Source organism: Arthrobacter sp. 2RAF22 (genome assembly GCF_052115325.1).
Lineage (GTDB): Bacteria > Actinomycetota > Actinomycetes > Actinomycetales > Micrococcaceae > Arthrobacter.
On the sequence record NZ_JBFRGL010000009.1, the window covers coordinates 22,036 to 35,655 of the forward strand.

Sequence of the window (13,620 nt, forward strand, 5' to 3'; positions counted from 1 at the left end):
GCGCCCTGAAGCTAGCTCGAGGCGGCCAGTCCAGGTTCGGGCAGGTCGTGTGCGGCGGGCAGGCCGTCCAGGGGACGTCCTGCGAGGGTGCTGGCCACCCACAAGGAGCGCGCAAGGTCGCCCTCATGCCGTGGCTTTCGGGCATACCACAGGGCGTTTTCGACCTCGCGAACCAGGCTCCATTCGCGGGCCGCTTCGCCGTCCAGGCCGGCCGCGCGGCTGAAATCCGCGCAACGCTCCAGGAGCGCAACCTCCGGGGCCGTCGTGGAGAGGTCGCGGATACGGTTCCACAAGATCGGGGCGACGGCGAACTCCGCCTCACCGATCTTTGGTTGCGGATCGATCGCCACGTATGCGCGCCTTCCGGCGGCCCGGGCGCCATTGAGGTGGGGGAGGATGTTCATGAAATGCAGGTCGCAATGCACCAGGACGTCCCTGCCCGCCCGCCGTCCGACAGCGCCCCGGGTCTGGCACACCTCCAATGCGGCTTCCAGGAGCCATCGGGGGAAGGGCTGGCCAAGGTGCTCCCAGTCCGCCGGCAACTCATCGCTCCAGCGCTCGGCACGTGCCGCTATATGCTCAAACTCTTTCCACTCGGGCCGCTCGTCGGGTTCGATGCTGAGTTCCTTCACGAGCGATCCCCACACGTCGCGGGCTTCGTCCATCGGGGCGCCCTGTAGCCAACTGACGGCGTCGAGCCGCTCCAGGAGCATCGCGCAGGACGCGGCATCGGCGTCGAGCATCCTGACGGCCCCGGTGCCGCCCCACAGGGCCAGCGCGTGCCGTTCAACGAGGGCCTCCTCGTGCGGGAACGCTATCTTGAGCACCGAACGGGCGCCGTTGTAGAGGACCGGAATGACGATGCCGCCGTGGCCATTCCAAGGTTGCCCGCCGGGTTCCAGGTCAACGGACAGCCGCCAGCGTTCCAAGCTGGCATTGATCAGTCCGGGCAACCCTGAGAGCCACGCCCGCCCCTCCGCTGTGCGGGAGTAGCGTGCCTGGAGGTCGCCAGGGATCGAAACGAAGGTAGACATCACTGTCAGCCTACCCAAGCCGGTCCGGGGATGGTTCAGACCACTCCGGAGGAGCCCAGGAGGCTTCCGATGAAGAACGTCGCAGCAAGCGCAAGGGCTCCGCCGATGACGACCCGCACGGCGGCGCGGGTCTTCGAGCTGCCGCCGATCCACGCCCCGATCGCTCCAGTGATGGCCAAGGCGAGCAGCACGGAAATGAAGGTCAGCGGTACACGCAGTCCCGGAGGCGGGAGCAGGATCGCGAGCATCGGCAGTACCGCGCCGAGGGTGAAGGCAATGGCGGACGCGAAGGCCGCATGCCAAGGGCTCACGATGTCGTCCTCGTCGATGTTCAATTCGGCGGAAAGGTGGGCCGCCAAGGCGTCATGCTCCGTCAACTCCGCGGCCACTTTCCGCGCTGTTTCAGGCCGCAGTCCCTTGGCCTCATAGATCGCAGTCAATTCCGCGAGCTCTTCTTCGGGTTCCTCGGCGAGCTCCCGGCGTTCCTTCTCGATGAGGGCCTTTTGGCTGTCACTTTGGCTGCTGACGGAGACGTACTCGCCGAGTGCCATGGACACCGCGCCGCCCACGAGTCCGGCGGCTCCGGCAGTGAGGATCGCGCCGGTGTTCGTGGTGGCGCCGGCGACACCCACCACGATGGCGGCGACGGAGACGATTCCGTCATTGGCGCCAAGGACGCCTGCCCGGAGCCAGTTGAGCCGGTGGGCGAGGTCGTTGGCGTGTGGTTCGTTCTCGTGCAGGGCTGCAGTTTCGATGGAAGCCATGGTACAAGCCAAGCACTTGGAATCTGCTGCCGCCAGCAAAGAAAGGCTTTCCTATGGACCCGGAGTGCCGCTCGGCAGCGGGGGCAGCGCCTTGCCGTCGACCGCAAGGCCGGCGAAGGGACCAACCGGGGTTCCCCAGGCCTGGCTGCGTTTGGCGGCGTCCACGAGCCCGTCGATCGCCCAATGGCGCGTCTCGCCCTCCGACAACGCGACGAGGTCGGCGTAGGCAGTCAGCGAGCTGGACTCCATGCTCCCGAGCGCCAGCCCGGGTTTGGCGGCGAAAGTCGCAGGCAGGCGATAGCCGGCTTCCCGCGGGGGCGTGGCGATGCAGTGCAGCCGGCCCTGGGCCTCCGCTCCGCGGAGCAGCTCCTGGTGGCGCGCCAACCACGTGCTTGCCGTCGCCGACGCCTTCGCGTCCAGCTTGGTCAGGGCCACTTGGTATGCATAGATCGCCTCCTGTTCCGAGCTGACGACGGCGGCAAGGGCTCCGGGCAGATCGGCCTGGGTGGGCGCCGTTCCGGGTGTCGGCGCCGTCGTCGAGGTGCCCGTTGAGGCAGGGCAGCTCGGCGGCGGTGCCGGGGCGGCACTCGCCCCGGGCGGGGTCGCTGGTAGCGGCAAGCCCCAGTTCGTGGCAAGCCGCGATGACTCAAGCAGCTGGGCGGTCCCGACGGCGGCAAGCAGCCGGGCCATGCCGCCGTCGGCATTCGCGGCGTCCGCCAAGCGACGGGAAGCGCTCGCGGAGAGCGCGGAGACGAAGCCAGCCCGCGTTGGGCGGTCCTGCGTGGCACGGAGGCTGGCGGAAGCCGTGGGAGTGCTCGACGCCGACGAGCCGGAAGGTTGCAGCAGCGCCTGCGCCTGGCTTGTCAGCAACATCACAGTGTCGGTGCTCTCCAGGAGCGATGCGCTGCCCAGGAGCGTCTCGGCCGAAGAGAGCGCTTCGGAACGGGCAGTTTCGGAAAACGGCACCGCCTGGGGCTTTCCAACGTCCCGCGGGACAAGCACGGCGCCGACTCCGAGGACAAGGACTGCGAGGAAAGCCAGCAGGAGGGTCCTCATCCAGCCATGGCTCCGTGGTTTCTCAACAGTCTCGTGGTTCACAACAGACTATGGTGTCACGCCCACAGGCAACTTGCGTCCCCGCGGAGGGACCCCGTGCACCACGCCGCCGCAAATGTCGTTAAGCTAGTAGTCACAACATCATCTATCGGGAGGCGGCTGGCCAGTGAGTCATTCGGAAGCCACGACTTCAACAGACCAGGCTGGAACGGATCCGACGAGTCCAGCACAACACGAGGTCCGCAACCCCGAGGAGAGCAGGCTGAAGGCCCTTCTGGAGCCTGCCGTCCTGGCGAGCCGGCTCTATCTTGAGGATGTTGCCATCCACGTTGCCGGTTCGCACCGGGTAGTCCACGTGGTCATCGACCTGCCCCAGGAGGAAACCGGCGGCGTCAGCCTGGACGTCATCGCGGAAATCTCCAGGGCGCTCTCGGACATCCTGGACAACGATCCCCGCACCGACGGCCGCCCCTACGACCTCGAGGTCTCCTCGCCCGGCGTCGGGCGCCCCCTCACGGAGCCCCGCCACTGGCACCGGGCCCGCGGACGCATGGTCAAGGTCAACGTGATCCAAGGAGAGAACCTGACGGGCCGCATCCAGTCCGTCGACGACGACGGCGTCACGCTGGTTCCCGAGCAAGAGGTCAAGAAGGGCATGAAGCCCAAGCAGGGCGAACCCGTGAAGATTCCTTTCGACAGGATCCGCCAAGGAAAAGTCGAGATAGAGTTCAGCCACCTCAACGAGGCCGTGCTGGAAGACGAGTACAACGGACCTTCCGAGGAGGCCTAATGGATATTGACATGAGTGCGCTGAGACTCCTGGAGCGTGAGCGTGAAATCCCGCTGGACCTCCTGATTCCCACCATTGAGCAGGCGCTCCTGGTGGCATACCACAAGACGCCGGGCGCCTTCGAGAAGGCCCGTGCGGAGCTGGACCGCAAGAGCGGGCACGTGACCATTTGGGCCACGGAAATCGACGACGACGGCGAAGCCATCGGCGAGTTCGAGGACACTCCTGCCGGATTCGGCCGCATTGCGGCGAGCACCGCGCGGCAAATCATCCTGCAGCGCCTGCGCGACGTCGAGGACGACAACGTCCTCGGCGAATTCAAGGGCCGTGAAGGCGAACTCGTCGCCGGCCTGATCCAGCAGGGCAACAACCCGCACATGATCCAGGTGAACCTCGGTTCCGTGGAAGCACTGTTGCCGCCGCCCGAGCAGGTGCCGGGGGAGAAGTACACCCACGGCAACCGGCTGCGTGCGTTTGTGGTGGACGTCCACCGCGGCGCCAAGGGACCCTCCATCACGCTGTCGCGTTCACACCCGGGCCTTGTCCGGAAGCTTTTCGAACTGGAGGTCCCGGAGATCGCGGACCGATCCGTCGAGATCGTGGCATTGGCACGCGAGGCCGGACACCGGACCAAGATGGCCGTCAAAGCCAACACCCCGGGCATCAACGCCAAGGGTGCCTGCATTGGTGAAATGGGTTCCCGCGTCCGCGCGGTCATGACCGAACTCAATGACGAAAAGATCGACATCGTCGACTTCAGCGACGATCCGGCGACCTTCATCGCCAACTCCCTTTCGCCGTCGCGCGTGAATTCCGTCACTATCACGGACGAAGCCACGCGTTCGGCCCGCGTGGTTGTTCCCGACTACCAGCTCTCCCTCGCCATCGGCAAGGAAGGCCAGAACGCCCGCCTCGCAGCCAAGCTGACCGGCTGGCGGATCGACATCGTCTCTGACGCCACTCCGGCCAAGGGCAACTAAACAGACCAAACGGTGCCCGGCCCCGGATCCCCGCACCTTGTGGATTCGGTGGCCGGGCACTCGGGGGCTTAGAATGGATGGAACCGGGCCTATGCCCGGTATCCGTGCGCTTTGGCGTGCTCGCGGCTTGTGGGGCAATAATCCCGGCAAGTCGAGGGTGGGCGCCGAGCCAAGCAGAACCGCAGAAGACAGGCAAAGACACTGAGGCAGGTTGATACACCCAGTGACTGAACTGCTTCACACCAGGCACCAGCCTGTGCGCACCTGCATCGGATGCCGGAAACAAGGCAAGCGGAGCGAGTTGATCCGGCTTGTCGCCGAAGGCGGCGGGTCACCCGTCGTCCTGGTGGATGAACGACGCCGGATGGCTGGCCGGGGTGCGTGGCTGCACCCCAGCACCACATGCCTGACGCTGGCAAGCAAACGGCGTGCTTTCGCTAGGGCCCTCGCGGGCGCAAGTGAAGTCACCGCCGTCGAACGCTACCTGGCGGCAGTCATACCCCCTGCGGACACCCACGTGAAAGCAGGAAAACCGTCCAAACCTGAAAGCGGGTCAGAAAACTGATGGAAACCCGATGAGTTCCCAGCGATGAGTGCGCAACGATGACAACTTTGTTGCGCTCTGCACAGGGCCTATCCGCCGCGTTAGCGGCAGGGGCCCGCAGTAAGAATTAGACGGTTCGTGCCTGGCTCGGTGCGGACCGAGACAGGAGAAATGTGGCCAAGGTCCGCGTACATGAGCTCGCCAAAGAGCTCGGTATTACTTCCAAAGATGCAGTGACAAAACTGCAGGAATTGGGCGAATTCGTTCGCTCCGCCTCTTCGACAATTGAGGCACCGGTCGTGAAGAAGCTTCGCGACGCCTATCCGGGCGCCGGCGCTGCGAAGGCCGCTGCCCCGGCAGCACCTCGCGTTGCAGCCCCCGCGGCACCCGCTGCCCCTGCTGCACCGGCAGCATCCCGCCCGGCTCCGGGCCCCGCTGCGCCCAAGGCTCCGGTTCCAGCCCCCAAGGCTGAAACCCCCGCCCCGGCGGCGCCTGCGGCTCCCGCAGCCGCAGCAAGCCCCGTTTCCGCCAAACCGGGCGCCCGTCCGGCACCCAAGGCCGAAGCCCCTGCCCCGGCACGTCCGGGCAGCCAGGCACCGCGGCCAGGCGGCCCCCGTCCGGGCAACAACCCGTTTGCGACCTCGCAGGGCATGCCCCGCGGCCGTGGCGACGGCGAGCGTCCTCCCCGTCCGGGCAACAACCCCTTCGCAACTTCGCAGGGCATGCCACGTTCCGGTGGCCGCACTGACGGCGAGCGTCCCGGCGGTCCGCGTCCCGCGGCCGGCGCAGGCGGTCCCCGCCCCGCAGCCGGTTCCGGTGGTCCGCGTCCGGGTGCTCCGCGCCCCGGTGCTCCCCGTCCGGGCGCTCCGCGTCCGGCAGGTGGCCCCGCAGGAAACCGTCCCAGCCCGGGCATGATGCCCAACCGCACCGAGCGTCCCGCTCCCGGTGGCGCAGGCCGTCCGGGCGGCGCTGGCCGTCCCGGTGGTGGCGGCCCCGGCCGTCCGGGTGGCGCTCCTGGTGCAGGCACCGGTGGCGGAGCTCCCGCCGGCGGTGGCTTCGGCAAGGGCGGCCGCGGACGCGGCGGTACCCAAGGTGCCTTCGGCAAGGGTGGCGCAGGACGCGGCAAGCAGCGCAAGTCGAAGCGTGCAAAGCGTCAGGAACTGGAGCAGATGAGTGCTCCGTCGCTGGGTGGCGTATCCGTACCCCGCGGCGACGGCAACACCGTAGTCCGGCTCCGTCGTGGCTCGTCCATCACGGACTTCGCCGACAAGATCGAGGCGAACCCCGCTGCACTGGTGACCGTGCTGTTCCACCTCGGTGAAATGGCAACGGCTACGCAGTCGCTGGACGAGGACACCTTCGGCCTGCTCGGCGCCGAACTCGGCTACAAGGTACAGGTTGTCTCTCCGGAAGACGAAGAGCGCGAGCTCCTCGACTCGTTCGACATCGATCTCGATGCCGAACTGGAAGCCGAAGGCGACGACGTCCTCGAACCGCGTCCGCCGGTTGTCACCGTCATGGGTCACGTTGACCACGGTAAGACCCGATTGCTCGACGCTATCCGGAAGACCAACGTGGTTGCCGGCGAACACGGCGGCATCACGCAGCACATCGGTGCCTACCAGATCAGCCACGTCCACGAAGGCACTCCGCGCGACATCACCTTCATTGACACCCCGGGTCACGAGGCGTTCACCGCCATGCGTGCACGTGGTGCCAAGGTCACCGACATCGCCATCCTGGTTGTCGCAGCCGACGACGGCGTCATGCCGCAGACGGTGGAAGCACTCAACCACGCACAAGCGGCCAACGTGCCGATCGTCGTCGCGGTCAACAAGATCGACAAGGAAGGTGCGAACCCGGACAAGGTCAAGGGCCAGCTCACCGAGTACGGCCTGGTTCCCGAAGAATACGGTGGCGACACCATGTTCGTTGAGGTTTCTGCCCGCCAGAACATCAACATTGACGAACTGATCGACGCCGTGCTGCTGACCGCAGACGCCGCTTTGGACCTGCGCGCCAACCCGGACAAGGACGCTCGAGGCATTGCCATCGAAGCGAACCTGGACAAGGGCCGCGGCTCCGTGGCCACCGTCCTGGTCCAGTCCGGTACCCTGGCCGTCGGTGACACGATCGTGGCCGGTACGGCCCACGGCCGCGTCCGTGCCATGTTCGACGAAGACGGCAACGCCCTCGACGTCGCGCTTCCGTCCCGTCCGGTCCAGGTCCTGGGCCTGTCCAACGTACCGCGTGCAGGCGACACCTTCCTGGTGACCTCCGACGAGCGTACGGCCCGCCAGATCGCTGAAAAGCGCGAGGCAGCCGACCGCAACGCGGCACTGGCCAAGCGCCGCAAGCGCATCAGCCTCGAGGACTTCGACAAGGCTGTGGCCGAAGGCAAGATCGACACCCTCAACCTCATCCTCAAGGGTGACGTTTCCGGTGCGGTCGAAGCCCTCGAAGACGCCCTGCTCAAGATCGATGTGGGCGACGAAGACGTTCAACTGCGCGTCATCCACCGCGGTGTGGGTGCCATCACGCAGAACGACGTCAACCTCGCCACGGTGGACAACGCCATCATCATCGGCTTCAACGTCAAGCCCGCCGAGCGCGTGGCTGAACTGGCCGATCGTGAAGGCGTGGACATGCGCTTCTACTCCGTCATCTACTCGGCAATCGATGACATCGAGCTGGCCCTCAAGGGCATGCTCAAGCCGGAGTACGAGGAAGTCCAGCTCGGTACCGCCGAGGTCCGCGAAGTCTTCCGTTCTTCCAAGTTCGGAAACATCGCCGGTTCGATCGTGCGCTCGGGCATCATCCGCCGTAACACGAAGGCCCGCGTCAGCCGCGATGGCAAGGTCATCGGCGACAACCTCACCGTTGAGACGCTCAAGCGCTTCAAGGACGACGCCACCGAGGTCCGCACGGACTTCGAATGTGGTATCGGTCTTGGCTCGTACAACGACATCAACGAAGGTGACATCATCGAGACCTTCGAGATGCGCGAAAAGCCGCGGGTCTAAGGTATTCGCTTTTGCGCGGGGTGCCTCCGAATTGTGGGGGCGCCCCGCCCCTACGCTGGGCGGCCCGGGATCTACGATCCTGAGCCGCCCAGCTCCGGTAGGCCCGATGCCACTCCCGGGCGCCCCCACAACTCTCCGGCATCGTCATAGACTCACCTCAGGTGGGTGGCAGCTTATGCAGACTCAACATTGCGAGACGCCACCGCGCCGTCGTACGCAAATTTTAGGAGTAGAAATGGCTGATCCGGCACGCGCTGCCAAGTTGGCGCAGCGGATTAAGGTTGTTGTTGCTGAGGCACTGGGCCGGCGGATCAAGGATCCTCGGGTTGAGAGCATCACTATTACGGATGCCCGCGTCACCAACGATCTTCAGCACGCCACCGTGTATTACACCGTCTTCGGCGACGAAGCCGCCCATTCTGATGCTGTTCGGGCGTTGGAGAAGGCCAAGGGTGTTTTGCGCCAGGAAGTGGGCCGCAACATCACCGTGCGGCTGACTCCTACCTTGGAATTCGTTGCCGACCTCATCCCGGTCAACGCCTCGAACCTTGAGGAGCTCTTGCGCACCGCCAAGCAACGCGACGCCGAGGTGGCCGCCCTGGCCGCCGGCGCCAAGCACGCCGGCGACGCAGACCCGTACAAGAGCGATGCCCCGCAGGATGCGGACATCGACGAAGACGATTTTGACGAAGAAGACATCGACCTCCGTGCCGATGAAGACATCGACGAAGACGGCGGCAAATAGTCCGGCGCTTCCCGGGTGGGGCCGGATCCGCAGTTCTCGCGACTGCCGGATCCGGTCCTGCGTGTTTAACCGTGAAAAGCCGGGCCAAAATGCTGGCCCGTCGCTAAGATCGGAGCATGGCGGCCCACGATGCAGCTCAGAGTCCCGAAGACTACCTTGAACACGCCGTGCGGCTCGCGGTCCAAAACGTGGCCGACGGCGGCGGCCCTTTCGGCGCCGTCGTGGTCACCCCGGACGGACGGCTCCACGACGGCGTCAACCGGGTCACCCGCGACAACGACCCCACGGCGCACGCCGAAGTAGTGGCCATCCGGCGGGCCGCGTCGGAACTGGGGAGCTTCAACCTCAGCGGCTCGGTGCTCTACTCAAGCTGCGAACCGTGCCCTTTGTGCCTCTCGGCGGCCCTATGGGGCCGGGTCAGCCGCGTCTACTTTGCCGCCGATCGGCACGGGGCAGCGGCCGCAGGCTTCGACGATGCCGTGTTCTACGAATATTTCGACGGCAACAGGCCCGACCTGCTGCCCGTCCAACACACTGACGTTCCTGCATCCGAGGCTCCCTTCGATGCCTGGCGCGGGCACAAGAACCGGACCAAATACTGAGGCTCACGTCCGCGCCGGGAGCCGCCCGACGCCGTCGAGCAGTTGCTGCTGGTCACCGCACAAAGCGATCCTGATCCATCCTTCGCCGATGGAACCGAACGCGGTTCCCGGTGCCACGGCCACTCCAGAGTCTGCCAAGAAGGTGCGCACCCAGGCACGCACGTCCCCGCCGCTCACATGCGAGACGTCCGCCCAGAGATAGAAAGCTCCCTGGGCGCCCAGGAAGGGAATGCCCTTCTGGGCAAGCACCGCCGAGGCGGCATCGCGGTTGGAACGGTAGTGCTCCCGCGCCGTGTCCACATAGTCCTGCGGGCCGGTCAGCGCCGCGACGGCAGCGTACTGGGACGGCGAAGCCACGCAGGAAACGATCGCTTCCATGACGTTGTTCATCTTCCGTTCGAGGCCCGGCGGGCAAATGAGTGCGCCGATCCGCAGTCCCGTCAGCCCGTACGTTTTGGACAAGGTCAGGGACGTGAAGACCCGGGCCTCCCCGGGAACGGCGCTGTCGAAGCGGGCGGGACTCGTGTGCGGAACGTCGAAGGTGAAGGCTTCGTAGCATTCATCCGAAATGATCCACAGATCGTGTTTGACGGCCAATTCCACGAGCTCGCGCGTCGTTTCCTCGCAGATCACTGCGCCCAGGGGATTGGACGGCGAATTCAGGACCAATACCTTGGTGCGCGGCGTGATCAGGGCCTCGATGTCCTCGATGCGGGGTTGGAACTCGTGCTCCGGGTAGAGCGGATACTGCACCGGGACGGCGTGCAACAAATGGCTTGTCATGGCAAAAGTCGGGTAGCCCGGATTGGGAATCAGGATCTCGTCGCCGGGGGAGAGGAGCAGGCTCATGGCGAAGTGCAGTCCCTGCTGGGCTCCGTCCACGACATATACGCGCTCCGCCCCGATATCCACGTGGTTGTGGGCACGGAAGCGGTCGGCGAAGGCTTCACGCAGCGCCGGGATTCCGGCATTGGGGGTGTAGTTGGTCTCGTCCCTGTCCAGGCACGCGATCCCCGCGTCCAGGATGTGCCGGGGCAGCGCGAAGCCCGGCTCGCCGATGCTGAGGACGATCGCCCCGGGGGTGCTCCAGGCCGCCTCGGTGATCTCGCGGATCTGGTTCACGGGCACTTCGCGGACGTGTGCGGCAAGCTCAGGCATGGGAGCCATCTTAGCCGCGGTCCCGGAGCGTCCAGGGAAGCCGCGGGCCGCAGGATGCATGCCCCGGCGCGGATATACTGGGAGGCGTGCTTTCTGGACTGGTAATCGTTGACAAGCCGCAAGGATGGACCAGCCACGATGTGGTTGGACGGATGCGGCGACTGGCCGGTACCCGGAAAGTGGGCCATGCGGGGACCCTGGATCCCATGGCCACGGGGGTGCTTGTGCTTGGCATCAACAAGGCCACGCGATTGCTGACCTACATCGTGGGCACCTCCAAGACGTACTCCGCCACCATCCGGCTCGGTGAATCAACCATCACGGACGATGCCGAGGGCGACATCACCGCAAGCCGCAGCGCCGCCGCAGTCACTGAGGACGCCATCCGTTCCGGCGTCGCGCAGCTGAGCGGCGAGATCCAGCAGGTCCCCAGCAGCGTCAGCGCCATCAAGGTCAACGGCGAACGGTCCTACGCGCGCGTGCGTTCGGGGCAAGAGGTCAAGCTCGCCGCCCGGCCCGTGACCATCCACCGTTTCGAGATCCACGCCATCCGGAGGGTCGACGACGGCAGGATAGTGGACATCGACGTGACCGTCGAATGCTCCTCAGGCACCTACATCCGCGCGCTGGCACGCGACCTGGGCGAGGCTCTCGGCGTCGGCGGCCATCTGACGGCGCTGCGCCGCACCCACGTGGGGCCGTACTCCCTGGAGCAAGCCCGCACCCTCGAACAGCTTGCCGAGGAACTGGAAGTCCTCGACATGTCCGCCGCCGCCCGGGCGCTCATGCCCAACCGGGAACTGAGCGACGCCGAAACCACCGAAATCTCCTTTGGCCGCAGGATCGCCGCGGGACCCGCTGCCGGCACGGCCGGCGCGGCCACCGCCGAGAACCCGGCTGCCGCGTTCTCTCCGTCAGGGGAGCTGGTGGCGCTGTTGGCCGATGYGGGGAGCTTCGCCAAGCCCGTCCTGGTGTTCGCCCCCGACAACGAAAAGCAGGCACAGTAACCATGGACGGATACTTTTACGCTGTCCTGATAGTGGGCCTGTTGTCCACCATCATTTGCGTCGCGGCCGGCATCATGAAGAAGGCCCCCAACGACGTCACCATACTGTCGGTTGCCGCCGTCGAACTCGTCCTGCTGGTCTATCTGGTGGGATCGATCATCCGCGTGGCGATGGGTGAAAAGATCGCGGGGGAGCCCTGGGAATTCTGGGGCTACATCATCACGGCGCTGATCCTCCCCGTCGTCGCGGTGTACTGGTCCATCCTGGAGCGGACCCGTTGGAGCAATTTCGTCATGGGCGCCGTGGGCGTCACCGCATTGGTCATGGCGGCCCGCATGAACCAGATCTGGTACTGACATTGGAAGAAGCACACGAAGTGACTGTTGAAACCACCGGGAAGAAGAACCGGGACACCCGCAACACCGGGCCCGGGAGGCTGCTGATTGCGGTCTACGCGGTGTTCGCGATCTCGGCCACGGCCCGTGCCGGCTACCAGATCCTGACCAAGTTCTCGGATGCTCCCTTGGCCCACATCCTCTCGGCTTTCGCCGCCGTGGTGTACATCGTGGCGACGGTCTCCCTCGCGAAGCCAGGCCGCACGTGGTTCAAGGTGTCCCTCGCGGCCGTCCTTGTTGAGATGATCGGCGTGGTGGTGGTTGGCGCCATCAGCCTTTTCGATCCGGTGGCTTTCCCGCACGACACTGTGTGGTCCTTGTTCGGACGTGGATACGGCTTTGTGCCGTTGATCCTGCCGGTCCTGGGACTACTGTGGCTCTACCGTCGGCGTCCGGCACCACTCACGCAGTAGAAATCGGAGCTCCGCCACGGGGCAAGGGCGCCGTGGGATAGCGGGTAACCTTAGAGAATTCCGGCGCCGGAGCAGGCACCGGGCATAGTGAATACCAGCAGTAAAAGGCGAGGTTGATGGTCCACATCTGGAACGATCCCACCGAGGTCCCCGAGGATTTCGGTCCCAGCGTCGTGACCATCGGCAACTTTGACGGCGTCCATCGCGGACACCAGCAAGTGCTGACGCAACTGTTGCGCACGGCAAAGCAGCACGGTGCGCGGTCCGTCGTCGTGACCTTCGATCCCCACCCGGCACTGGTCCATCGGCCCGACTCCGCGCCGGAGCTCCTCATGGGGCTGCAGGACAAGCTCGATGCCCTGGCCGGCACGGGCGTGGACGCCGTCCTCGTCATGAAATACAACCTCACGCTTGCCGCCATGACGCCCGAGGAATTCGTCGTCAAGGTCCTGCTGGACGGGCTTCACGCAGCACATGTCGTTGTGGGCCACGATCTTCGTTTCGGCGTGGGAAATTCCGGCGACGTCGGCACCATGCAGGAATTGGGCAAGGAACTCGGATTCGGCGTCCACGTGGTCAACGAGTTCGGCGCGGAAGGCTTTCCAGTACACGACGACGGCGGCACGGACCGCCGCTGTTCCTCCACCTGGGTGCGCGAGGCCCTTGCCGAAGGCGACGTCGAGACCGCGTCCGCCGTCCTCGGCCGCCCGCACAGGATGCGCGGCGAAGTGGTCCATGGCGCTGCGCGCGGACGCGCCCTGGGCTTTCCGACCGCAAACCTCGACCACGGCGCCACGGGCTACGTACCGGCGGACGGAATCTACGCCGGCTGGCTCGTGGACGAATCCGGAACCCGCTGGCCAGCCGCGATTTCAGTGGGTTCCAACCCCACGTTCGACGGCGTGAGCCGCCAGGTGGAAGCTCACGTGATCGACCGCCCCGAGGAGGCGGTGGAGGACTTCAACCTCTACGGCCAGACCGTCGTGGTGGAATTTACGGCGCGGCTGCGAGGCATGGTGGCCTACCGCGGACCCGAGGCCCTGGTGGAACAGATGCGGCTGGACGTCGTCCAAGCCCACCATCTCCTGCTGGATAAGTAGCCCCCTACC

General features: G+C 65.8%; 14 protein-coding genes. 10 read left to right on the forward strand and 4 right to left on the reverse strand.

Going from position 1 to position 13,620, the window contains the following annotated elements; genetic code table 11:
• Positions 1–11: 11 nt before the first annotated feature.
• From AB4068_RS09165 to AB4068_RS09175, 3 genes are read right to left on the reverse strand one after another with little or no spacing between them, the layout of a single operon-like run.
• The gene (locus AB4068_RS09165) at positions 12–1,034 is read right to left on the reverse strand and encodes an aminoglycoside phosphotransferase family protein (RefSeq protein ID WP_284989359.1); all 1,023 of its coding nucleotides are present in this window, start codon (positions 1,032–1,034) and stop codon (positions 12–14) included.
• Positions 1,035–1,069: 35 nt separating this feature from the next.
• Complete coding sequence (locus AB4068_RS09170; RefSeq protein WP_234753091.1) at positions 1,070–1,798, reverse strand: VIT1/CCC1 transporter family protein; 729 nt, start codon at positions 1,796–1,798, stop codon at positions 1,070–1,072.
• A gap of 51 nt (positions 1,799–1,849) precedes the next feature.
• Positions 1,850–2,854, reverse strand: coding sequence for a DUF4439 domain-containing protein (locus AB4068_RS09175; RefSeq protein WP_441433209.1), 1,005 nt, complete (start codon positions 2,852–2,854; stop codon positions 1,850–1,852).
• A 166-nt stretch (positions 2,855–3,020) separates the two neighbouring features.
• Here AB4068_RS09175 and rimP point away from each other — a divergent pair, with 166 nt between their 5' ends.
• The 6 genes from rimP to AB4068_RS09205 all read left to right on the forward strand — a co-directional run bounded on the left by rimP (position 3,021) and on the right by AB4068_RS09205 (position 9,538).
• Positions 3,021–3,644: a ribosome maturation factor RimP gene (rimP, locus tag AB4068_RS09180; RefSeq protein ID WP_059387824.1), complete on the forward strand. Its 624-nt coding sequence runs from the start codon at positions 3,021–3,023 to the stop codon at positions 3,642–3,644.
• On the forward strand, positions 3,644–4,624 hold the full coding sequence (gene nusA, locus AB4068_RS09185) for a transcription termination factor NusA (RefSeq protein ID WP_059387823.1): 981 nt from the start codon (positions 3,644–3,646) through the stop codon (positions 4,622–4,624). Before rimP ends, nusA begins: the two co-directional genes overlap by 1 nt.
• A gap of 223 nt (positions 4,625–4,847) precedes the next feature.
• Positions 4,848–5,189: a YlxR family protein gene (locus AB4068_RS09190; protein ID WP_059387822.1), complete on the forward strand. Its 342-nt coding sequence runs from the start codon at positions 4,848–4,850 to the stop codon at positions 5,187–5,189.
• Between the two features lie 152 nt (positions 5,190–5,341).
• Positions 5,342–8,191, forward strand: a complete 2,850-nt coding sequence (gene infB, locus AB4068_RS09195; protein ID WP_284989357.1) for a translation initiation factor IF-2 — start codon at positions 5,342–5,344, stop codon at positions 8,189–8,191.
• A 235-nt stretch (positions 8,192–8,426) separates the two neighbouring features.
• Complete coding sequence (gene rbfA, locus AB4068_RS09200; protein ID WP_441433210.1) at positions 8,427–8,936, forward strand: 30S ribosome-binding factor RbfA; 510 nt, start codon at positions 8,427–8,429, stop codon at positions 8,934–8,936.
• A gap of 116 nt (positions 8,937–9,052) precedes the next feature.
• On the forward strand, positions 9,053–9,538 hold the full coding sequence (locus AB4068_RS09205; RefSeq protein WP_284989356.1) for a nucleoside deaminase: 486 nt from the start codon (positions 9,053–9,055) through the stop codon (positions 9,536–9,538).
• A gap of 3 nt (positions 9,539–9,541) precedes the next feature.
• Here the strand turns inward: AB4068_RS09205 and AB4068_RS09210 are convergent, their stop codons facing one another.
• A complete protein-coding gene (locus tag AB4068_RS09210; RefSeq protein ID WP_441433211.1) occupies positions 9,542–10,696 on the reverse strand; it encodes a pyridoxal phosphate-dependent aminotransferase in 1,155 nt (384 codons plus the stop codon).
• A gap of 86 nt (positions 10,697–10,782) precedes the next feature.
• Between AB4068_RS09210 and truB the strand changes: the two genes are divergently transcribed.
• From truB to AB4068_RS09230, 4 genes are all read left to right on the forward strand, one after another.
• Positions 10,783–11,703, forward strand: coding sequence for a tRNA pseudouridine(55) synthase TruB (truB, locus tag AB4068_RS09215; RefSeq protein WP_441433212.1), 921 nt, complete (start codon positions 10,783–10,785; stop codon positions 11,701–11,703).
• Between the two features lie 2 nt (positions 11,704–11,705).
• Positions 11,706–12,059 carry a hypothetical protein gene (locus tag AB4068_RS09220; protein WP_284989353.1) on the forward strand — a complete coding sequence of 118 codons (354 nt, stop codon included), beginning with the start codon at positions 11,706–11,708 and terminating at the stop codon, positions 12,057–12,059.
• Positions 12,060–12,061: 2 nt separating this feature from the next.
• On the forward strand, positions 12,062–12,511 hold the full coding sequence (locus AB4068_RS09225) for a hypothetical protein (RefSeq protein ID WP_441433213.1): 450 nt from the start codon (positions 12,062–12,064) through the stop codon (positions 12,509–12,511).
• Between the two features lie 116 nt (positions 12,512–12,627).
• Entirely contained in the window at positions 12,628–13,611 is a 984-nt protein-coding gene (locus AB4068_RS09230) for a bifunctional riboflavin kinase/FAD synthetase (RefSeq protein ID WP_284989351.1), read from the forward strand.
• Positions 13,612–13,620 lie beyond the last annotated feature (9 nt).

Excerpts from the sequence above, each read along its gene's own strand:
- AB4068_RS09210 (WP_441433211.1), bottom strand. The coding sequence starts at position 10,696 with ATGCCTGAGCTTGCCGCACACGTCCGCGAAGTGCCCGTGAACCAGATC.
- nusA (WP_059387823.1), top strand. The coding sequence starts at position 3,644 with ATGGATATTGACATGAGTGCGCTGAGACTCCTGGAGCGTGAGCGTGAA.
- AB4068_RS09165 (WP_284989359.1), bottom strand. The coding sequence starts at position 1,034 with ATGTCTACCTTCGTTTCGATCCCTGGCGACCTCCAGGCACGCTACTCC.
- AB4068_RS09175 (WP_441433209.1), bottom strand. The coding sequence starts at position 2,854 with ATGAGGACCCTCCTGCTGGCTTTCCTCGCAGTCCTTGTCCTCGGAGTC.
- AB4068_RS09205 (WP_284989356.1), top strand. The coding sequence starts at position 9,053 with ATGGCGGCCCACGATGCAGCTCAGAGTCCCGAAGACTACCTTGAACAC.
- AB4068_RS09230 (WP_284989351.1), top strand. The coding sequence starts at position 12,628 with ATGGTCCACATCTGGAACGATCCCACCGAGGTCCCCGAGGATTTCGGT.
- rbfA (WP_441433210.1), top strand. The coding sequence starts at position 8,427 with ATGGCTGATCCGGCACGCGCTGCCAAGTTGGCGCAGCGGATTAAGGTT.
- AB4068_RS09170 (WP_234753091.1), bottom strand. The coding sequence starts at position 1,798 with ATGGCTTCCATCGAAACTGCAGCCCTGCACGAGAACGAACCACACGCC.
- AB4068_RS09220 (WP_284989353.1), top strand. The coding sequence starts at position 11,706 with ATGGACGGATACTTTTACGCTGTCCTGATAGTGGGCCTGTTGTCCACC.